We start from the raw sequence: 19,580 nt of genomic DNA on the forward strand, positions 1-19,580 counted from the left end.
CCGAAAATGAATTTGTGTATGATTCAGCAATGGGTATTTTGGATAGGGGAACGCTTGCTGTCCCCCCCACCTACCCGAGCTGGCGCCAACTGAGTCCTGAGCTTCCTACTTGTCAAAATCTATCGTTAGCTGCTCGATAACTTCCACCGTCTGAATTTCCTTAACGCTCTGCTCGATGACTTCCTGGATCTGTTCCCCCTTAGATTCTTGCTCCTGCGCCTGCATGTCTCCCGCAATTAGCTCTACCTGAGCCACATCAACCTGTGGAAACGTCAGTAATTCCCCTTGCTCATTTTTTCCCCATAGCTGCGTACCCATATGGCCGAAATATTTCATATCGATGATATTGCCGTCTACAAACGTAACCCGAACCGGATCATAAAGGGACAACGTTTTTTGTTTTTCCGGAGGCGCAACGTCCGGAACAGAAAGGTCACCGTAAAAATATCGTCCGAGCAAATTACGGTAATTGGAAATTTTAAACGGAAATAGGTTTCCGGCTTTCCCGATATGCAGCTCCACGGTTTTATCGGGTCCGTGGTCTTCGCGTGCGGCGAACATCAATCCTTTTGTGAATGCCCCATAGCCTCCTTTAATCGTATTTTTAAAAATCCGGATGGCATTCAGTTTGTCCGCCTGCAGGATGGCTTCCTTCAGGCCCGGCGTTTGCTCAATGATGTACCGAAAGACAACCTCTAGCGCCTCGCTGTTCGTCATGTCCTCCGCTGGCTTATCCAGCGAAAACTTCCCCCGATGGACCCGAATAACCCGGTCATTTTCATAAATACCGTGATCCTCGTTATTCTCGTCCGTCCCAATCACCCTAGAGGAAAGTGCAACCTTACTTTCTTCCCACCCTGTAGCACGTAATGCCCCGATAGAGGACATCCAGGGGACGTAAAAATAATCACCGGCACGCAATTCCTTCGCATAAATTTCATTTTGGTGTGGCGGTATTTCCGGAATGCCAGATAGCCGGCTATCCTCTATTGGACCCGATGGCTCTACAATGATGGGTCCAGAAAAGTCATTAGGAAAGTCATAGTCTACCTGCGGGATCTCCCAGCTCAATTCCCGTTCAAAGCCGGTTTCGCGTTTTGGATAATAAGAATCGAAAGACATGCGTAAATTCCTCCCTTGGTTTTCTTAAAATCTCGGCCGCAGTAGCCTGCGGCCGCGTTCCTGGCGTAGACGGGAACGTTCCTTCCGCCCTTAGATCAAAATGCCTTGCTCTTTTAAGCTAACAAACCGTTTTTCGCCAATTATCACGTGGTCAAGTACTTCAATCCCCAAGATTTGCCCGGCTTCAATTAGCCTCAGGGTCGAATTAATGTCTTCTTGTGAAGGGGTAGGATCACCGCTCGGATGATTATGGAAGCATACGAGCGAAGCAGCGTTGTTCAAAATAGCCGCTTTAAAAACCTCTCTCGGATGAACAATAGTCGAGTTGAGATTCCCGACAGATAGCACATGTAGCCCAGCAACAAAGTTTTTCGTATTGAGAGTTAAGATTCCAAATTTTTCGCAAGCTTCATGCTCAAGATCCAAAACGGATTGAACGATATTATAAGCATCCTGTGGTGAGCGTATCGCCCGGCTGGATAAGTCATATTTCGCAGATTTTTCTTTGAATTGCTTGACGGTATAGATATTGATAGTAATCATCTTCGCTTAATCCCCCAGTGATTGAATTGCGGCCACATCAGCTTGCCGCTTGGCTCACGCATACCATATCGAAACAACTTCCCCGAATAGGCTTCGCCCGATCGGCGTCCCGGAGGCTCCATTTGGCGCAGCAGAGCGGAGACAAGTGGAGTGGACGCCTCGGTAGGACAAGGGGCGCGAGGAATAGCGGACTGACCGCAGGGAGGGAGCATATGCCGCAGCGGCGCAGCGGACCCCTTGTCCTGCCGAAGGGCTATGGTATCGTGTTGAAGGCGGCAAGAGAGCCAAAAATGGGCCGCGTTCCTGGCGCAGCCGGGAACGTACCTTCTTCCCCTGCCCTCGCTTTCAAAGGGGCTTACCGGCTCTTAGTCGGGCTGTTCTTGCCCGGCTTAGAGCCGGTCGCCTGCTTCGCCTCCTAGCCTCAAAAGATGGGAATGGGGGCCGGAGCCCCCGGAATCTACGGGCACGTTATTCCTCGTCGTCAGCCTCGTAACGAACCCCTTGGATGTAGTCTGCAGCACGTTGCGCTTTGCCTGCAGCTTGTACAATCATGCGCTTATCGTCTTTCAGCGCCCTAAGCCACCCGTTAATGTAGGCCGCACTGTTATCGATCGTTGTATTATCAATGCCGCTGACGCCGCATAGCATGGCCGCGCCAAGCTCGGCAATCAATTCTTCCTTTGAATAATTCTCATCCCCGAACGCGGCCAGCTCGGTAATGCCGGACCGATCAAGCCGTTTGCTATGACCGGTCGAATGCACCAATTCATGAAACAAGGTGCAATAGTATTCCTCGGGCTGCCGATAGTCCTCAAGCGGCGGAACGCTGATCGTATCCTTGCTGGGCCTGTAAAACGCCCGGCCCGGTGCGAACTGGATCGGCGGCCGATCGGTAAAGCCGGTGATAAGCTGCTCGGCTTCCTCGATGGGGTCATGCTCATAAACCGGCTCGTCGCTCCGCTTGCTCTCCAGCCCTTCGCATTGGGTCGCAATATTAAACACCTTGTAATAACGCAGCAGCGGAATTTTTTCAGTCTTGCCGGTTTCCCCGTTCTCTTTCTCCAGCCACTTCCAAAAAACCACGATTTCACCCTTTGCGCCTTTCTTCACGGTGCCACCCGCCTCCGTGATGCGCTTGAACGTTGCATACTCCCCCGCCTCCAACAAAACGGCGTTAATTCCCCGATAAGGCTTTTGCGTCAACCAGTTCACGGCTGCGCCGCTTTTCCACGGCCTGCGCCACGGAACAACGCCACTTTCCAATAGCTTCACAATGCGGTCAGTCACCATTTCATAGATTTTTTGGCTCATGCTGTCTCACTCCTGAATTGGATTACGGCCACATCAGCTTGCCGCTTGGCTCACGCATACCATATCGAAACAGCTTCCCCGAATAGGCTTCGCCCGATCGGCGTCCCGGAGGCTCCATTTGGCGCAGCAACGCGGAGACAAGTGGAGTGGACGCCTCGGTAGGACAAGGGGCGCGAGGAATAGCGGACTGACCGCAGGGAGGGAGCATATGCCGCAGCGGCGTAGCGAACCCCTTGTCCTGCCGAAGGGCTATGGTATCGTGTTAAAGGCGGCAAGAGAGCCAAAAATGGGCCGCGTTCCTGGCGTAGCCGGGAACGTACCTTCTTCCCTGTCCTGGCTTTCAAAATCCCTTCAAAAAGGCTTCGGAACGCAAAGGAGGATCAGCTGGCCAATGGAACGTACCGGCGCTTAGGTGGGCCGCTCTTGCCCGCCTTAGCGCCGGTCGTTCGCTTGGTCGGCCCGACTGAACGAGCTGGGGGATCCAAAAAAGAATTAAGAGGTTGTCCGATGATTTTCTAAGCGAACCGTCCCGACAGCTAAACCCGGCCAGCCCATATATAAAAGCCGGGGGCTCTCCCCCGGCTTAATTCATTTCAATTTTCTTGCGTGAGAGCATTGAATTAACTTGTACTTGATCCATGAACCTTCCTGTTCGGTTTCGGTGCAAATATAATGCTTTACCCGTCTCCCGCCGTTCGAGGTCCGAAAGTATGTCGTTTCTTCTTCCACCTCGAAGATCCCCCCAACATTCTCCCTATACCATCCATCGCCTCTTAAAATTTGTACCTTCATCCGAATAACCTCGCTTTGTATATATTTCATTGCACGTTCTAACCCGGCCCTGATCCCGATCGATTTACCAGCATGAACCGGCTTATTCAGCCGGTGTTATCTCCTTCACATAATTACTTTTGCAATTCGGGCATGTTTCTCCAGAAAAACAACGGAAACAAGCGGTAAATCTGCAAGCGATACACTTCTTTTCAACATGCCGTTCTCCGCACCAGTCGCATTCAGCCTCTTCCTCGCTGCCGTAAACCTCGGCCAATTTCATCAAGGCGAATTCATCCACGGCTCCGATGTAATCCTCAGAGTCCCAGCTGCTTTTTTCGTGAAATCGCATAAACTCCTCCGCCCATTCAAGAATTCTTGAAAATAGCTCTCGCGAATCCATAACATCAATCTCGCCTTTGGTCAACTTGTACCCGGCAGCCATTGAAATATCATGCACGACTTCCATGTCTTGAACTGAATAGTGTTTTGTCATCTCCGATTAGCTCCTCTGCTCGTTTTTCCTTACGCGTAGCACCGCACCACGAAGCCCCGCCAATGCAAGGCTGGACGAATGAAACAAGGGGAGTGAGCCGGTGGTTTTTCCGGCTCGCCCCTGCCGTGGAATGCCCTTCGTCCACCCCGTTAGGGGTTGCCTTGCATTGGTAAAGGGGCGGAGTGGTAAGGTCGGAGCGTAAGGAAAAACGCTTCTAATCCTAAATTCAAAAGGAGCTGCTTGCCAGCTCGTTACCTTTCCTGGCACCTCACGGTTTTAAAAACCGGAACGTTTCCGGAAGGAAACGAACCTTTTCCCCGCGGCCCTGGAAAATTCTTGATAACGAAAAAAATTTTTTTCAAGAGGTATACGAGGTTACTAGAAAAATAATAATGTTTATATAGCCAAATAAGCATTGGCTTAACAAGGGTGAAACCTTGACTTTTTTATAACTTATATGTTATATTTATAACATGAACGTTATCGTTAGATAACGCAAAAAAAATAAGGGGCGATCCTATGTACAAGATTCATTTCTACAGGGATGCCCGCGAAAACTGCCCTTTCGGAAACTTCATTGCTGAGCTGGACCAACGAGCCAAGACGGACAAACGAGCAGCACAACTGCTTAAAAAAGTCTATCATTGTCTTGGCATCCTTGAAGAAGGTGGAACCCGAGCTGGTGAAAAATTCACTAAGCATATTGACGGGAAACTCTGGGAGCTTCGGCCAGGGGACCACCGCGTGTTTTTCTTTTTGTGGAACGGCAATCATTTTGTACTCTTACATACTTTCCGCAAAGAGACGAAAAAAACACCACCGGAGGAAATCGAAAAAGCAAAGCGTGAAATGGAAGATTGGGTTAGTAGAAACGGGCATTGAGGGGTTAATCCCCTCCCTCCTCACGGAGGTTACGTAAAAATGAATCGAGAAAGGACATATTAGAAAGGAAGGTGATGCCTGTGGCCCAATGGAATGCAAAAATTAAAAATCGACGTAGAACCGATCATGATGCAGAATAGCTTCACTCAGATTTAAAAATTTTTAACCAACGTCCGGGACGCCACCTTATTTTTAGCCAAATTTTAAAAAAGCAGGTGAAACCTTAATGAAAAGTTGGGACGATGTGAAACACACGCTCTCGTCGATCCCGGAGGAAGAACGGTACGCAATTGATTTCACCGCAAAACTTGTAGCAAAAATCATCATTCGGCGCAAAGATCTGGGCTGGACTCAGGCCCAACTCGCCGAAGCTGCAGGACTTAAACAATCTGCAGTCGCACGGATCGAGAGCGCGAATTCTATTCCGAGAATTGATACATTACAAAAACTTGCAAAAGCTGTAGGCATGAAAATTGATTTGGTCATAGATGAACAAGCCGCTGCGCTGGCCTACGCGTAATGACAGATCCTCCGTTTAGTAGACGGAGGATTTTTTTTGCAACTTCGAGGGTGGAAAAAACGCGGGGTCTCGGCCCCGCACGCCGCCCAGCGTAGCACGCTGGACCGCTTTTTCCCTCGCCGGGGGCAGCTCCCGAAACGCAAGGTTTCGGAAGGCATAATAAGGGTTGGTCACAGGAACCGCTCGTCAAGGTCGCTCCGGCATATGCTCCCGGCTCTGCCGGTCCGCTATTCCTCACTCGCTTGACGGCTTCCGCTTGGCCCTCTTTCTAGGCTGCAGGTCAATAAGCAGCTGCAGCGTAAAAAGCCCTCCTATTAATCCGGAGGACCGCCAAAGTATATTCATAGAGTTTTCTGGCCATACTTCATAGTATAGGAATCCAGGAAGGATGATCGAACATGAAATGCAGGGAATGCGGCTGCAGCTGCCGAGGCTCTAAAGAGTCGTTTCTGCAGCGCGGAGGATTATGTCTCAATTGCGCCAAAGCCTTAAAAAAGATCGGCAAAAATCTTGATAGAGTCGTGTATCCCCGCTAGTATTCGATCCGGCCGTCCGGATGCCGAACGGGTATAATACGAAACTCTTCAGGGCCGCGGTGTTTTTGCTGCAGCCAATTTATGAAGTCCGGATGATTCACAACGATCCGAATGATCTCACTGGCCAGCTGTGTTTTGTTCGTGTCACACGCCAGCGCCAGGCGCTTCAATTTACGGTGCGTGTCTGAGTCAAGGGCCGGCAAAACTTTATGCTTCTTGTCACTCCTGGTCTTTCTCTCCTGGTTAGCTTGTCCGGTTGGTCCTTTCCCCTGCGTCTGCAATTTCGTTTCCTCCCTCATTTTGAGCCAATAGCCCACTAAATCATTTAACGATTTAGCGATTTATTTATTAAATATGTTGATGGGAGGGAGGCTAGTACCGTTTTCTTTGAGGAAAATAAGAAAAGCCACTCCTTATTTTGGAATGGCCTCCTTACACGCAAAAAACTTCTATTCATCCAGATATCGTTTCATTTTGTTCGTTAACACTTTTACCAATACTGTTACACAAAATAAAAACACCGGCACTAATAAGAACGCTATATCCTCAACGTGTACATCGTTGTAATAGTATAGAGAAATTACCCCCGAAAAAATTATCACTATAAAAATCAAACTAATTGAATAGGAGAAAGTTTTCTCGCTTCTCGTCTCTTCTAATCTATCCTTTTTCACCATGTTCACCTTCTTCCCAAGCAAGCTTTTCACCGCATTGCATAGCGTAAACTTCACATAAATGATGATCGCCCAAAGTAGTTGTTTGGTCGTGATCTGTCACAGGCAACCCACAGTAAAAGCACTTTTCTTTAATTACTTTCGGTTCATCTATCATGAAACCACCCTATTTCATTTTGATACTTATATAAATCAATCAATATTCTTTTCCGCTTCGTCCCATTGCCGATCCCATTTCTCTTGCTGCCCACTATTACATTCTTCACACAAACCGCCGTTAACAGATTCTTTGTTGTAGACTGGCTACTTCTTTTCTACAAATCCGTTAATTATTAAATCGTATATTACTTCTAACTCTTCTCCATTCGTTTCAAAGCCACTATAACGAACATTAGAGGTTTCAATGCTTATTTCTCTTGATTCCACACAGACTCTTAGTTCAAAAAAATCATTTGGATATTCTTCTTCTTGGTGGTACCTTATATAATAATTGAATTCATCATTACTTAACTTAAAACCATATATTTCACTATCAGCAACGAATTTATTCCATTTATGATCTGAAATTATTAGCATTCTTATCTCGCCCCTTATTCCTTGTCTAATACTTTATTTTCGCATCCAATTCATTGAGTAACCCTTTTGGCTGCTCAGTCTAAAACTAATTTGTGCAAAGATAACGATATTCAAAGTGAAAAACCAGGTAAACACAACATCTCTAGTCTTTAAACACTATAGCCATACTGTACCATAGAAAAATAGACCATCATACCAATTTCCAAAAGTTTAGCATTCCTGCTGCAACTCCTGCTCGGCCTCTAAAATAGCTTCCCGACGCGCATCATACAAACACCAGGCCAGGGCAACGAAGACGCCAAAGAATAAGCAGGTCCCCAGGACATTCCACCAAACGGTATCGATCAGATTCATTTTTCAAGCACTCCCTCATTGTGATAAAATAGGGAGGCGAGGGTATCCGGCAAAGATTTCTCGCCTCGAAAAGTCGGCTCATGCAGTCGGCTTTTTGCTTTTTATTTGAGTTTTCATGTGCTGCAGGATCAGCTCGTCCAGCAGCTGCGATTTGGCCAGTACATCGGGGTGACGTTCGCCAAGGGCTGCGCCCAGGTCATTCAGCTCCAACCTGCAGCGCTCGATCGCGGCGGCCAGCTCAGCCAATGTTTGTTCGTCAATCTCTCGAATATTCGTTGTATGTTCTCGTCCATGATTCGTATCGTACAAGTCCGGGACCTCCTTCCATCGGCCCGGCCAGTTCCTTCACGCGGGGCGCATTGATCAGTTTATCATCGGTGCCATTTCGTCGGAAGTCGATCAGTTCGGCCGATAACGGCTTCGCCGGGGTGAATCGGCGTAGCAGCTCCTCCACCGTGATATATTCTACCCCGGCCATGCTCACAATCTGGCAAACCCGCCTGGCCCTCACATGCTCGGCTTGACTCCGCTCTTCCTCCCTCTCGGCCCATTGATCCCGGATCTTACTCATAAGCATTCAGCTCCTTTGATGGTAAGGTAAAAGCCGGAAAGTCGGCTCAACTGGTGAAAACCCGTTCAGCGATGATTGTAAAAATCTCGTCGATAGTGGACTTTCCAGCAAGCAGTAACTTGGCCACTTCATCCGAGCCGACAAGCGATTGGAGCAACATGAGCTTCAATCGCTGTTCGGGTGTCAGCGAGTTCATCAGCTTTTCCACCCGCCGTTCGGCGGCCAGTTCCGGATCGCGGACAGCCTGGACGGGAAATTCGATGACTTTTCCCCATCCTTGCGGAATAGAAGGCGATGCCTGTTCTGCTGCAGGCGCTTCGATTTCTTCCGGATCTGCGGCAACCGGTTCCGGAAGCTGTGAAGGAAAACCCTGCAGCTGGCCTTCATCGATCAGCTGCTTTTCGGCTACCGCCCATTCGAAAACACAAAAATCCCCATGTATGTCAGGCTCGAAGAGTTCCGATAGCTTCGCCTCAATAGCGGCCTTCCTTTCCGGCGAAAGCTGCCGCGAACTGCTAAAGTGCTCAGCTCCAATCACGGTCTTTCCTTCCCACTCATAGCCGGTGGAAACGTACATATCCTCTCCACCATCGAAATATCCGGACTTGAACCGGCTCAGGATCTCATTTACGTCGCTCTGCAGCGGCCCGTCCGTCCAATGGACATACACGTTTGACCCCATCGAATACGTGCTGCTCCGGACGGAAAACTTGATGCTAGGGAATGCCTCTTTCAGCATTTTGCGGATCTTCTTAGCGGTTTCGGCTGCCGTTTCGTTTTCGTAAATTCGTTCCTTTGTCATCGGGGATTGCTCCTTTTCAATAATTTATTGGTGGCCAAGGGGAAGCTCATCCCCCGGCCGCTCAGAAATTGTTGAACACGTAGCATCTGGCCAAGTGTTCCAAGAAGTGGTTTACATCGTAATTCCGGAAGTCGATCCGCGCTATAATTCCCCGGATCTTCTCCTGCTCATGCGGCGGTGCATGGTTGATAATCACATCCTGCAGGAAGTCGCTTTCGACCATATGCAGCTTGCCGTTATGCTCGACAACAAAAGTCCGGTGCTCGATCACTTTTTCTTCAAAGAAGTATTTCAGCGCTTGTTTGGCTTCCAATGCGCATCCCTCCGGTTAGTTCGTGATTTCGCCTGTCTCGGCAATGTAGAAATATTCGGCTTCGGCTTCGTCCAAACTACGAAACGGCAGGAGTCCTGCGTCGCTCAGTGCCTCCCCGAGCTCGTCGGTCCACAGCCTGGAAAGAGCGCCAAGCCCCTCGGCCATGAGCCGCATTGCTTTTATTTGTTCTTGGGTTAGCTTCATTGAGAATCGCTCCTTTGAATGAATTCACGGCCACATCAGCTTGCCGCTTGGCTCACGCATACCATATCGAAACAGCTTCCCCGAATAGGCTTCGCCCGATCGGCGTCCCGGAGGCTCCATTTGGCGCAGCAGAGCGGAGACAAGTGGAGTGGACGCCTCGGTAGGACAAGGGGCGCGAGGAATAGCGGACTGACCGCAGGGAAGGAGCATATGCCGCAGCGGCGCAGCGAACCCCTTGTCCTGCCGAAGGGCTATGGTATCGTGTTGAAGGCGGCAAGAGAGCCAAAAATGGGCCGCGTTCCTGGCGCAGCCGGGAACGTACCTTCTTCCCCTGCCTGCGCTTTCAAAATCCCTTCAAAAGGCTTCGGAACGCAAAGGAGGATCAGACGGCCAATGGAACGTACTGGCGCTTAGGTGGGCCGCTCTTGCCCGCCTTAGCGCCGGTCGTTCGCTTGGTCGGCCCGACTGAACGAGCTGGGGGATCCAAACCAAATAAAAAAAGCCCCACCAATTTGCAGAGGCAACAAATAAAGAACGGCCCTTGCCGCAAAGGATGCGAACAAGAGCCGAGCCGTTTTTTGCATTATTCCACGTAATCAAAATCGCCGCTCAAGGCTGAAAATCAAGGTGGGAGAATTTCTATAAACTAGATTGCATACTTATAATTTGTTATAATTTGTAAGTGAAGAGGAAAGGAGTTGAAACGTTTTGAATAACTTACTCGCTGCTGTTTGCGTACAAAGTATAATTTATTTAATACTATTCTTGTTCATAAGGAAATTGATAGAAAACCAAAAAGTAAAGCTCAAAATTTATTGGGTAATGTTAACTCTCTTCGTATTGGGAATTCTTTCATCACTATCAATTTTTGTTATATCAACAACCTAAATACTTATTTTTAAGAGGTACGGATCACTGGCCCCCCTAAAAAAAAATCGGCTTGTCGCAAAGAATGCGAACAAAGCCGATTTTTTACTTTTGGAGTTGTTGTTTTTGGAAAGGATCGGGGCTAACCACCCCACATTAGGTGGTAATAGCGGATTCTTTCCAACCAGAAGTGTCACCAGGTTTTGATTTTACCATGACCGTTACTGATGCAGAAACGAAGCCTAATGTAGCAGTTCCATAAACTGTAAATGGGCCGTTTCCAAAAGCGTAGTCGCCGCTTTTATAGGAGCTTGAAACACCATCATTTACAATAATTAAAGGATCAATGTTCCAGTGTGAATTCACAGCATTGTCTGCTCTGAGCACCTTATTATTTTCGTCAATGGTATAGGTTACTTTTGTTTTTAGAGTTGTTAAATCAACCCCTAAAAATGTCATAGTCCAGGAGTACGACCCCCAGAAGCTTATTTCTTCACTTGCTGTTGTGATAGCTCCTTTTTTGTTGGATGCTTCTTCTACCTTGCTTTGAATAACTACTTCTCCGTTTGAAATAGAAGTGGATTTTCCTAAAGCTACGGTTTTCATAGCATCAAAAGCTTGTTTAGTGACATTCGGATCATAAATAAGTTCAACCAAACGACTTTTTTCCTTTTCAGATAGTTTATTGTATTTTTGAATCTGTTCGCTAACAAAAGGATCAGATTTATCTAAGCTGTAAAGATACTGTTCAAATTTAGCCTTGTTTTCAATTGGAGCAGCGATACCAGAACCAATTACAACGTTGGGAGCAACATCAAGTCGAGGTGTTACAACATTAGTTTCTGGTGCAGCACTTGCAAATTGAGGTACAGACGATGCCAAAAGAGCTGTTGCAACTACTGCCGCTGATAACATTTTTTTCATAGTGATCCACTCTCCATATACAAATTTTTTCCAACATTATATAAAACGTGGAATACTTGAAAAATGTTTCATTTAAAAATATTTTTTTTATTTTTGGAAAGTAATAGAATTTTAGTGTCCCATTTTGTTTACCCTATAAAAAAACAAGCGCTCGCGTAAAAGCTTCTCGATGTGCTCGCTACTGTAGCCTAGCTCTGACAACATTTTGGCCGTAACACCGGCATTCGTGGTCGCTCTGAATTCAGCATCGTGTAAATTCTTAATGCCGTATAACCGTTCAAATATCGCTCCGATCTTGGCAAGGTAGCGAATCCGTTCTTCACTTTCCCCGGCGAGTAAATAATCATGCTGCATTAGCCACACACCTTTAGCTTAGAAGAAGACTTTTGAGCAATAAGAATGTACTGATCCAAACATTGACTAAGCTTTATCACCTCCTGGTCTGTAAATGATCCTTTTTGTTCAACTAGGAGTATCAATTGCTGCTGTAACTTCTTGATTTTCTGTGTTAGTCTTCTATTCATAAAGCACCCCTCGAAACCTATAATAATGCTATTTATCCAAATTAAGGGTTTTCGTTTTTTTGATAAAAAAAACATTCCCGGAAATGATCCGGAAATGCTTTAAGGGGTGCTGTGTTCTAATGTCCTACGCCGTGCTCATCCAAAGTCACGATTACCGGTCCCTGTCCTGATCCTGGTGTTGGAATTGTTGGGACCAAACCGCTGCACAATCCAAATGCAATAAGCAAAGAAAAGAAAAGACCTTTCATCTCAATACACCTCCTCCCCTCCTATCATAATAGCTTGAAAGCGCTGAATTTGCTCCCCTGTTGCGTATTTTCTGTGTTTTTCAAACAAGGCGGAACAACGGAAGCAGTCCTCGTATCGCCTCATCCTATATGCTAAAATCAAGCAGCATAAAGTTTCCTCGATCCCTTCTGCGAACCTTTCCTTAGTAAATTCGTATATCGCTCTTTCGTACCTGAACCGGGCATGCTGATCCAGCCCAATCAAGTCCTGCAGGGTATCGAAACTGGCAATCCGGTCGGAGAATAGATGCAATACCTGATCGATACAAAATCCGTATTGATTGGCGGACTTCAAAATCGTAACGAGCCCCGCCAAAATTTCGTCTGGATGCTCGGCCAAATAGGCCACATATTCCCCGATGACAGCCTCTTTTCCCATCAACACATCAAGAGTATACATATTAGCTTTGGAGTAAATTTTGAAGAATTCGACCTCTTGCTTTCCTTCCTCATCCAGGAATTCAAACCATCCTAAATCAGCATACTTTCGGACATACTCGGCAGCCTGACCGTATAGCCCTTGCCGTTCCAAAGCAACCCCTTTAAACAAATTTCCCATGCCATAATAGTACACTAAAGGGCGCTCAAACATAGCCTCGGAAAAGCCGCGCTTAAGCAGCTCATATTGAGTGGTGGTCAGCTCTATCAATTCGTCTGCATATTGTTCGACTTTGTCCCATTTGTGGAGTGTGAAACAAACCTTGACGAGTTTCGTCAGCGCATCGAGCTGAAGGCTTTCCGATAAGCGTTTACGATAAGGAGCGAAACGAACAACGGCTTCCTGGTTTTCTTCGGCATTCGTCCCCTGCGATAACAAAAATAACCGGTACTGACTCATTAGAAATGATTCAGAAAAGCAATCCTTTTCGCTGTCAATCACTAAGCTGTAAAAATAGGCGGACTCTTTTGTCCACTCATTTTGAAACAGCTTTTCGGCAACAGTAAAAAGAATCGATACATTTTTTTGATTATCGAGCAGCTTAGAGACGATCGGCTTAATGCAATCGTGACGGCCGACCTCGGCACATCGAACCAGGTATGGAACTAACCGTTTTCGTGATAAACGTTCTTCCGAGCAGCATTCATCCGGATACAGTTCATAGAGCCAGCCGGGGGCTTGGTTAAAAACCATGGCCAAAGTGTCGAGCTGGCCAATAGTCATGGATCGGGAAGCTTCGTTCAAACTCAAAATACTGCTTAAATTGCCGACCGGTATACGGCTTAATTCAGCTAATTTCGTAAGACTATAGCCGTGTAGTTTTAGCTGGAGTTCGATCTCGGAACGCAAACAACGAGCGATAACCTGCATCAAAATTCCCTCCCACAAAAACGCAAAATGTTCTTACCACAATATACCATCGGATAATTATAAAGCAAAATTTAAAAGATAAGTTATATATTTACATTTGAAGAAAAAAGACGCCCCCAACTCCCTCCTTTCGACTTGAATTGCATAAAACGCTTTTCCTGCTTTAGGTTCAACTTTATGCAGAGCTCATTTTTTAGGCAAATCTAAAGGTGGTATGGAAAAAGTATATCCAATAGAACTTTAAAGTTCAATTACATGTATAAATACTGAATTTTAAATTACCTCCAATCTTACAGATACCTTGTCTACACTCTATGTAAAGAGAGGTGACGAAACTGGACATGAACCTTGCTAAAATAATAGGCGATCAAATTCGACATTTCCGTAACCTTAGAGGCTTAACACAGGAACAACTAGCAGAAGCCTTGGAATCCCATGGAACTTATATCGGTCGTTTAGAACGGGGCGAGCAAAACGTACAGCTCGCAACGCTTGAAAAAATAGCAGAAGCCTTACATATTAGCGTATTCGCCTTTTTTAATCATGATCAGTTTGAACACCTGAAAAACCAGGAGTGGATATGGCGCACCGTATTACTGCTGCAGGAGCAGCAAGAAGTCGATCAACAACGGGCCTATCGTGTTCTAAAAGAAATGTTTACCACATGAAATAAGCTTCCCTGTCAGGGGAAGCTTATTTCATGTCCTTTAAGCAGCATTGATGCGCCGATATGGCGACCGGCGATCAGCTGCTCAGCTTGTGATTCTGATTCCCTCCGGATCCGGTCCGGCACAGCGGCGACTGGCTTTGAGCAGCTGCGGCTAGTGGCTTCCTTCCGATCCGAACAAAGGCGACCGCTCTCGATGGATCGGTACGAGTAACTGCAGCTCGGAATCAATCGTTCTCCTAGCAAATATCTACATAAAAATTGGTGTACAGAATTCCTCGAATTTCGGGGACCGCAGCTTTCCGTCTTTTGTGAAACACTGAAATTTTATTTTGCAACTTATTACCGGTTCAAGATAGCGCCAACCTTTATATTCACTGCGGACGAGCTGCTTGGATATTTGGTTAAACGCACGGATAAACTCATTGCTGGGCGGAAACTCAATCATACCTACATACATGCCATTTGCGGTTAATCCCCAGCCAAACCCGCCCTTGAGCCTTACAGATGTTATTTGACAGGTGATGTATTGATAAGCCTTAACTTTAATCATGTTTTTAGAGCGAGTATCTAAGTGGATTGGAGCAGCCGGATTATACTGACAGATTCCTTCTAAGCTAAGCTCCTTCGCTTTCAGAAACAGTTGTTGACCATCATCGTATAAAGGGGTTATGGAAAGAACCTCTGAAGGTTGGACTATAGATAAAAGGGCCTCTCTACGCTCCATAAAGCTCTTATGTAGCAAAGGTTTTCCATCTAAATATAGTACATCCCATAAGGGAAAGTGAGCCTTTAATGTTTTGGCTATTTGTTTTACGGATGATTCTTGTTTTGTATTAAATCTAGTCATGGCATCATCCCACCATAACTTTGGTGGTTGATCTTTCGGTTGAGTCAGATCAAATGCGATACACTCGCCGTCCAGGATTGCCGTCTTCACAGGCAATTTAATATTCATTAACTCCGGAAACCGCGAAGTGATCTCCGTGCCATGCCTTGTGAACGCCCTGACCTTCCCATTATCGTAATGTATCAGTGTTCGAAAACCGTCCCATTTCAAGCTAGACTTCCAGTTTTTCTTTATCTCGTTAGGCTGCAATGGATGCAACAGCATAGGTTTTAGTGGCCGATTCAGCATTAGGCACCACCCTCCATTATGAACATAACACGGGGTTGAACCTAATTGTATATGGAATCATTGGCTTAGCTGAGAATTATGTGCATCTTTCCGGATCCGGCTGGCTGCGCTAACATCAAGCAGCTGCAAGCTGCAGCTCCGTTCCTGACTCCTTCCAGATCCAGTCCACCAAAGCGGCCGACGTTGGCCACGCTACATCGAGCAGCTGCAGCTCGCTTCCTGGCTCCTTCCGGAGCCGGTCCACCAAAGCGGCCGACACTGGCCGCGCTACATCGAGCGGCTGCAGCTCACGTTCCTGGCTCCTTCCGGAACCGGTCCACCAAAGCAGCCGACGCTGGCCGCGCTACATCGAGCAGTTGCAGCTCCGTTCCTGGCTCCTTCCAGAGCCGGTCCACCAAAGCGGTCGACGCTAGGCGCTACTCGAGCAGCTACTGTCAAACTTGTGTGACTATATCGGTGCTGGATAATCATAAAAAAGCACCCTCTTTGAGGGCGCTTCAATTAAAGTGAAAGAAACTATAGCAATATAGTACTTTCAATATACGAAATAAGAAGTAATACAACTAAATGTGGCTTATTTTTCTTTATTAAACTTAATTGAGTTGTTGACTAGAGCTCACAACTACTTATTCTTTAAGAACCAAAATCTAAATCCTATCTCGTTAGAATTGTCGCAATATATGTAATACTTAGGGTTTTCTAGGCTTCCGTAACTCGTATTAGGATCTATCCTAGAAATATTAAAATCAAGTGTATCAATATTTCCATTTATTTCAACTTCAAGCTTGAGTGGTAACAACGCATTACTAACTAAAGCATCAATATTAATTAGTGCATCTCTCAATCTGTAAGTAGCAGCTTTCCCATCAAGATTATTCATTATTTCGAGATGGTATGCTTGCTCAATTGCTAAAGAAAAATCTTCAAGCAAAAATGGATCAAGTTGTGATATAACTTTATTACTCTTAGATTGTAGCTCCAGCCTAACATTAGTCGCATTGATTTTTGTTGTTTGCTCTGTAACTGATTTAAAACCCATGGAAAATTGCCCCTTTTGATTTAGTGTTTTTCTTGATTATCTGTTGGAAAACTATTCTAATTCTTAAATAAGAACATACCAAACTAGTTTCCAATAAGTCAATATATTGACAACAAGTACCGTCAGTCTAGGACTTTATTTTCGCGTCCATGGCAATCACTGATTCAATTTCAAAGGCCTGTCTTAAACTAATTTTATGGAGTCTGACGGTAAGGCAACCCGAAACTTCGCGTAGAATATTGAGATTAATTCCAATACTTTATGACAGCTACAGCATCATATTCCTTCTTTATACTCCTTCTTCATACTCCTTCACTCGCCGGTAAAAAGTTGGCTTCTTCATTCCGATTTGTTGCATGGCCGCGGTCGCGGTCAACTTACCGGCTTTCCATTCCCCATATGCCTTAATAAATTTATCGTTAATGTGATGCTTGGGCCTGCCGAATGTCACACCTTCCGTTCGGGCAACCTCGATCCCTTCCGCCTGGCGTTGCCGGTTCTTCTTCCGCTCTTGTTCTGCTACATACGCCAACAAACTTAGGAACTGGTCCTCCATCACTTTCCCAAAATCGCCCATCGTTTTAAACTTCCTGGAATCGAATAACGTTTCGTTATCTAGGCATACAATGTCTGCCCCGATCTCCCGCGTGATATATTTCCATTCACTAATGATCCCATCGTAATCCCGGCCCAGCCGGTCCAAGGCATCCAAATACACCAAATCTCCTGCGCGGAGCATCATGCGCATGGCCTGATAGCGCGGCCGGTCGAAGTCCTTACCGCTCTGCTTATCAACAAAAATAAACCGGTCTTCGACGCCCAGCTCCCGAAACTTTACGAGCTGCCGTTCCGGATTTTGGTCTTTGGCCGACACCCGGCCGTATGCCAGCTTCAATCGATCCACTCTCCCCTAAATATGCATCAAAATGTGTTGAATTAATTTGAGACGTTTCTAAAGTCATTTTAGTACATTTTGACACAATATAATAGAGGGGTTTTCCTGTGTCTCGAAAAGCATGCTTTTCGAAACACAAAAAAAAGCAGCCTTACGTGGCCGCCGTTAACTTTATGCTCTTATATTCTTTGATACCTTTTTTATCGCTTTATTACATCTGCAATGATACACCTCAAAACCGGGATACTCCAATTTCGAGGGTCTGTTAAAAAGATGGATATGCCTTCCGAAGAACTTCTCAATCAAATTTAGAATCCATTCCACTAAGAACACGCCCTTTTCGTTAATATACATGCATGCTCAGCATTTGTCGGGATGCCTTGCTGCCAATCCATCTAAATCCCATATTATATTGAGATATATTTCCCCGCATCTACATCTTAGTTGAGTATGAAATTCGGAATCGTCCATATCGTCTGCTTTAGTACCACATTCACAAATCAAGTCATCGTAATGAACTTCGCTACCGTCCCGTTTTTGAAAGAAATGCATTTCCAATACCCCCTACCGGAAGAATTACTTTATTTGGTTCAATTTCTTTTGCTTAATATCGCTCCTCTTACGAAAGGTGACAATTCCATTGGTATGTACGGTCATTTTGATCCGCTGATAGCATTTTGCATTGGCCAGAATAAATATGTGATTCAATAAACCAACAAACCTCGACGTAAAACTTTGGCTTGCCTGTACTAAATCTATTTTCTTTCGCAGTTCCGTCTTCTATTAATAACTCGCATATAATTCTGGCACTTTGAACCCCTCGTTGAAGATAAGACAAAACAGCTTGCTTCTGCACGGATGATAGTTCAACGTGCTCGGTTTCATCGAACTTATTATGAGCATCATGCTCATAAGCCGTAAATAAATCCACTTCATGAAATATCTCCGGCGTTTTCCTTTCCGGCTCTCTGTTTGCCTGAGCTGCAGAAGCGAATGGCTGTCTTCCGCCCACTTCGTTTATTAATCTTCGGAGCCTGGTAATTTGCCGGTCAAGCAACGGTAATTGAAGATCGATATGAAGCTGAATATCGTGGGGTAACGTGATGTGAGAGAAAGGAGGCAGCGATATTTTTTCTAGGGACCAATCAGCTTCAATTTTAAGCAACAATTCATCTAATTCCAGGTCTATTTTCGAAAAACCACTCCGGATCTCCGATACTGTTTTGGCGTCAATCCCGGTATGCAGCTCCAAGTGATCAATACCAAATTTACGTTCTTCGCCGGTTTGTTTATTGCTGACTTTGTACTGATAGCGCAGGCTTCTTCCACACTCGCATTTTAAATCATCTGTAACGGCGCCTGCATCAATATAATCAATCAAAATCCAGGAATCGACCAAATGTTCAATGTCCTCGAATGTGGCCCCTTCCGGGACACGCAAACCCTTTTGAGAGGCTATAATATTGGCGAAAACGGTCCTTTTGCCTCTTTTCATTCCATCCCTCAAGAATTGAACTTGTTCGTCGTTTAAGCTGCTTAGAATCGAACCCCGTTGCTCCTCGGTTAGCTTCAAAATGAGCTCCCTCCCACATTCCATTTTTGTCCTCATTCGAGGACGTATCCTTATTAACGTTCTAGCCCTTTGCCAAAGCTAATCGATTTCACATTTTGCGCCGCTTGCTCGATCCACTTGTTTTTCATTTCAACATTCAAGTGAGGTACTTTCTCCATCCGTAGAGAACGCAGCTCTGTATCACCTTTCAGCTGAAATTCTAAAACCGATTGACCTTGAACATTTCGGACCCGGTATTTGCTGACCCCCCGGTTTAAATCCTTATGATCCGGAAGATACCGGTTATGCAGGGCGGACGGCATCCCCTCCACCTGCTTTAATAAATCCTTTAACAAGAGATTGTCCCGGGTAGTTTCTGGCTTTTTGTCCATGCAGCTCAATATGACATTGGAGAGCTCTTTCGTGTCTACTGCGGAGCGAATGGAAGCCTGCAGCACTATGGACTTGTCCGCTTTCGACCAATCCAGCTGATAACCGGCATTCGCGGCGAGCTGACGAACAAATTCCCTTTGCGTGCGGCCGTTACCTTCCCGGAACGGATGCAAGATGTTGATCTCGGCCATGTAATGCGCGGCGCGGCTTGCAAATTCCTCCATAGGTAAGCCCTTTAGTTGCTTTTCTTTGGCCAGTCCTTGGAATACGTCAGCTGCAGACGATTCAAAAAATCTCAAAGGGGCGAACC

27 protein-coding genes are annotated in these 19,580 nt (G+C 46.0%); 4 read left to right on the plus strand and 23 right to left on the minus strand.

Annotated elements, in window-relative coordinates:
* Positions 1–105 precede the first annotated feature (105 nt).
* Together NI000_RS33405 and radC are read right to left on the minus strand one after the other, a co-directional pair.
* On the minus strand, positions 106–1,122 hold the full coding sequence (locus NI000_RS33405) for a hypothetical protein (RefSeq protein ID WP_253415643.1): 1,017 nt from the start codon (positions 1,120–1,122) through the stop codon (positions 106–108).
* Positions 1,123–1,212: 90 nt separating this feature from the next.
* On the minus strand, positions 1,213–1,665 hold the full coding sequence (gene radC / locus NI000_RS33410) for a RadC family protein (protein WP_253415644.1): 453 nt from the start codon (positions 1,663–1,665) through the stop codon (positions 1,213–1,215).
* A gap of 122 nt (positions 1,666–1,787) precedes the next feature.
* On the opposite strand from radC, the gene NI000_RS33415 reads away from it, so the two are divergent.
* Complete coding sequence (locus tag NI000_RS33415) at positions 1,788–2,084, plus strand: hypothetical protein (protein ID WP_253415645.1); 297 nt, start codon at positions 1,788–1,790, stop codon at positions 2,082–2,084.
* A 49-nt stretch (positions 2,085–2,133) separates the two neighbouring features.
* Here NI000_RS33415 and NI000_RS33420 read toward each other — a convergent pair whose 3' ends face one another.
* Together NI000_RS33420 and NI000_RS33425 are read right to left on the minus strand one after the other, a co-directional pair.
* Positions 2,134–2,976, minus strand: a complete 843-nt coding sequence (locus NI000_RS33420; RefSeq protein WP_253415646.1) for an ArdC family protein — start codon at positions 2,974–2,976, stop codon at positions 2,134–2,136.
* Positions 2,977–3,850: 874 nt separating this feature from the next.
* Positions 3,851–4,243, minus strand: coding sequence for a hypothetical protein (locus NI000_RS33425; RefSeq protein ID WP_253415647.1), 393 nt, complete (start codon positions 4,241–4,243; stop codon positions 3,851–3,853).
* Positions 4,244–4,762: 519 nt separating this feature from the next.
* On the opposite strand from NI000_RS33425, the gene NI000_RS33430 reads away from it, so the two are divergent.
* Together NI000_RS33430 and NI000_RS33435 are read left to right on the plus strand one after the other, a co-directional pair.
* Positions 4,763–5,125: a type II toxin-antitoxin system RelE/ParE family toxin gene (locus NI000_RS33430; RefSeq protein ID WP_253415648.1), complete on the plus strand. Its 363-nt coding sequence runs from the start codon at positions 4,763–4,765 to the stop codon at positions 5,123–5,125.
* 226 nt (positions 5,126–5,351) lie between these two features.
* Positions 5,352–5,645, plus strand: coding sequence for a helix-turn-helix transcriptional regulator (locus NI000_RS33435; RefSeq protein ID WP_253415649.1), 294 nt, complete (start codon positions 5,352–5,354; stop codon positions 5,643–5,645).
* A 532-nt stretch (positions 5,646–6,177) separates the two neighbouring features.
* On the opposite strand, the gene NI000_RS33440 is transcribed toward NI000_RS33435, so the two are convergent.
* The 13 genes from NI000_RS33440 to NI000_RS33500 all read right to left on the minus strand — a co-directional run bounded on the left by NI000_RS33440 (position 6,178) and on the right by NI000_RS33500 (position 13,586).
* A complete protein-coding gene (locus NI000_RS33440; RefSeq protein ID WP_253415650.1) occupies positions 6,178–6,462 on the minus strand; it encodes a hypothetical protein in 285 nt (94 codons plus the stop codon).
* 379 nt (positions 6,463–6,841) lie between these two features.
* Positions 6,842–7,012 (minus strand): hypothetical protein, encoded by a 171-nt coding sequence (locus NI000_RS33445; protein ID WP_253415651.1) that lies wholly within the window; start codon positions 7,010–7,012, stop codon positions 6,842–6,844.
* 146 nt (positions 7,013–7,158) lie between these two features.
* Positions 7,159–7,431, minus strand: coding sequence for a hypothetical protein (locus tag NI000_RS33450; RefSeq protein ID WP_253415652.1), 273 nt, complete (start codon positions 7,429–7,431; stop codon positions 7,159–7,161).
* A 210-nt stretch (positions 7,432–7,641) separates the two neighbouring features.
* The gene (locus NI000_RS33455) at positions 7,642–7,785 is read right to left on the minus strand and encodes a hypothetical protein (protein ID WP_253415653.1); all 144 of its coding nucleotides are present in this window, start codon (positions 7,783–7,785) and stop codon (positions 7,642–7,644) included.
* A gap of 78 nt (positions 7,786–7,863) precedes the next feature.
* Positions 7,864–8,094: an aspartyl-phosphate phosphatase Spo0E family protein gene (locus NI000_RS33460; protein WP_253415654.1), complete on the minus strand. Its 231-nt coding sequence runs from the start codon at positions 8,092–8,094 to the stop codon at positions 7,864–7,866.
* Complete coding sequence (locus tag NI000_RS33465; protein WP_253415655.1) at positions 8,042–8,356, minus strand: hypothetical protein; 315 nt, start codon at positions 8,354–8,356, stop codon at positions 8,042–8,044. The genes NI000_RS33460 and NI000_RS33465 overlap by 53 nt, the downstream gene beginning before the upstream one ends.
* 46 nt (positions 8,357–8,402) lie before the next feature.
* Positions 8,403–9,158 (minus strand): LPD29 domain-containing protein, encoded by a 756-nt coding sequence (locus tag NI000_RS33470; RefSeq protein WP_253415656.1) that lies wholly within the window; start codon positions 9,156–9,158, stop codon positions 8,403–8,405.
* A 61-nt stretch (positions 9,159–9,219) separates the two neighbouring features.
* Positions 9,220–9,471, minus strand: a complete 252-nt coding sequence (locus NI000_RS33475; protein WP_253415657.1) for a hypothetical protein — start codon at positions 9,469–9,471, stop codon at positions 9,220–9,222.
* A 15-nt stretch (positions 9,472–9,486) separates the two neighbouring features.
* Entirely contained in the window at positions 9,487–9,675 is a 189-nt protein-coding gene (locus NI000_RS33480) for a hypothetical protein (RefSeq protein WP_253415658.1), read from the minus strand.
* Between the two features lie 1,023 nt (positions 9,676–10,698).
* Positions 10,699–11,466 (minus strand): hypothetical protein, encoded by a 768-nt coding sequence (locus NI000_RS33485; protein WP_253415659.1) that lies wholly within the window; start codon positions 11,464–11,466, stop codon positions 10,699–10,701.
* Positions 11,467–11,577: 111 nt separating this feature from the next.
* On the minus strand, positions 11,578–11,820 hold the full coding sequence (locus NI000_RS33490) for a hypothetical protein (RefSeq protein ID WP_253415660.1): 243 nt from the start codon (positions 11,818–11,820) through the stop codon (positions 11,578–11,580).
* The gene (locus NI000_RS33495; RefSeq protein ID WP_309247955.1) at positions 11,820–12,065 is read right to left on the minus strand and encodes an aspartyl-phosphate phosphatase Spo0E family protein; all 246 of its coding nucleotides are present in this window, start codon (positions 12,063–12,065) and stop codon (positions 11,820–11,822) included. The genes NI000_RS33490 and NI000_RS33495 overlap by 1 nt, the downstream gene beginning before the upstream one ends.
* Positions 12,066–12,239: 174 nt before the next feature.
* Positions 12,240–13,586: a DNA-binding protein gene (locus NI000_RS33500; protein WP_253415662.1), complete on the minus strand. Its 1,347-nt coding sequence runs from the start codon at positions 13,584–13,586 to the stop codon at positions 12,240–12,242.
* A 341-nt stretch (positions 13,587–13,927) separates the two neighbouring features.
* Between NI000_RS33500 and NI000_RS33505 the strand changes: the two genes are divergently transcribed.
* Complete coding sequence (locus NI000_RS33505; protein WP_253415663.1) at positions 13,928–14,254, plus strand: helix-turn-helix domain-containing protein; 327 nt, start codon at positions 13,928–13,930, stop codon at positions 14,252–14,254.
* 249 nt (positions 14,255–14,503) lie between these two features.
* On the opposite strand, the gene NI000_RS33510 is transcribed toward NI000_RS33505, so the two are convergent.
* The 6 genes from NI000_RS33510 to NI000_RS33535 all read right to left on the minus strand — a co-directional run bounded on the left by NI000_RS33510 (position 14,504) and on the right by NI000_RS33535 (position 19,494).
* Positions 14,504–15,391, minus strand: coding sequence for an ATP-dependent DNA ligase (locus tag NI000_RS33510; RefSeq protein WP_309247956.1), 888 nt, complete (start codon positions 15,389–15,391; stop codon positions 14,504–14,506).
* A 115-nt stretch (positions 15,392–15,506) separates the two neighbouring features.
* Positions 15,507–15,650 carry a hypothetical protein gene (locus NI000_RS33515; RefSeq protein WP_253415664.1) on the minus strand — a complete coding sequence of 48 codons (144 nt, stop codon included), beginning with the start codon at positions 15,648–15,650 and terminating at the stop codon, positions 15,507–15,509.
* A 363-nt stretch (positions 15,651–16,013) separates the two neighbouring features.
* Positions 16,014–16,430 carry a hypothetical protein gene (locus NI000_RS33520; RefSeq protein ID WP_253415665.1) on the minus strand — a complete coding sequence of 139 codons (417 nt, stop codon included), beginning with the start codon at positions 16,428–16,430 and terminating at the stop codon, positions 16,014–16,016.
* Between the two features lie 289 nt (positions 16,431–16,719).
* The gene (locus tag NI000_RS33525; RefSeq protein ID WP_253415666.1) at positions 16,720–17,325 is read right to left on the minus strand and encodes a recombinase family protein; all 606 of its coding nucleotides are present in this window, start codon (positions 17,323–17,325) and stop codon (positions 16,720–16,722) included.
* Positions 17,326–17,944: 619 nt separating this feature from the next.
* Positions 17,945–18,898, minus strand: coding sequence for a DUF3895 domain-containing protein (locus NI000_RS33530; protein WP_253415667.1), 954 nt, complete (start codon positions 18,896–18,898; stop codon positions 17,945–17,947).
* Positions 18,899–18,951: 53 nt separating this feature from the next.
* A complete protein-coding gene (locus NI000_RS33535) occupies positions 18,952–19,494 on the minus strand; it encodes a Fic family protein (protein WP_301292803.1) in 543 nt (180 codons plus the stop codon).
* Between the last annotated feature and the right edge of the window lie 86 nt (positions 19,495–19,580).

It is taken from the genome of Paenibacillus tyrphae (assembly GCF_024158745.1).
Classification (GTDB): Bacteria; Bacillota; Bacilli; order Paenibacillales; family NBRC-103111; genus Paenibacillus_G; species Paenibacillus_G tyrfis_A.